General features: G+C 41.8%; 1 protein-coding gene. It reads left to right on the top strand.

Annotated features, from left to right (window positions below):
* Positions 1–192 precede the first annotated feature (192 nt).
* Positions 193–636 (top strand): transposase (locus D7D26_RS12410; protein ID WP_446737519.1); only part of this gene is annotated, 444 nt, incomplete at its 3' end.

Below are 636 nucleotides of genomic sequence, written 5' to 3'. Positions count from 1 at the left end.
ATTGATTCTTTTTTCTCTCCTCTCATCAAACAGGGGCAGTCTCTCTATCATATTATCCGTAATAATCGAGATACTGTTCCCTGTTCTGAAAGTACCGCCAGACGGCTCCTGCTTTCGGGTATTTTAGAGGCACGGAAAATAGACTTGCCCCGAGCTGTCCGTTTTAAGAAGAGAAAGGGAAAAAGAAATAACATGAAGGTGGATAAAAAATGTCGTGAAGGCCGTACCTACAATGATTTTCTCTCTTTTTCGAAGAAACATCCGGACATGCTTATTACCGAAATCGACAGTGTCGTTGGCACCGCAGGAGGAAAAGTTCTTCTGACTGTCATCTTAAGAAACTGCAACTTTATGCTGGCTTTTTTGAGAGATAAAAATACTGCTCAATCTGTTGAGCAGATTTTTACAATGCTCTTCACTCTTCTGGGCAGGAAACGCTATAAGTCCATGTTTCAGGTCCTTCTTGCTGACAACGGTACAGAGTTTTCCAATCCGACGGCTATCGAAAAAGATCCGGACGGAGAAAGAAAATCATATATGTTCTATTGCAATCCACAAACACCGCAGGAAAAACCGAAGGTTGAAAATAATCATACTCTCATTCGAAGGATCCTTCCCAAGGGAACAACTTTCGAC

Origin of the sequence: Pyramidobacter sp. CG50-2, assembly GCF_003612005.1 — a bacterium.
GTDB lineage: Bacteria > Synergistota > Synergistia > Synergistales > Dethiosulfovibrionaceae > Pyramidobacter.
This window is presented reverse-complemented; position numbering and strand designations above follow the sequence as displayed.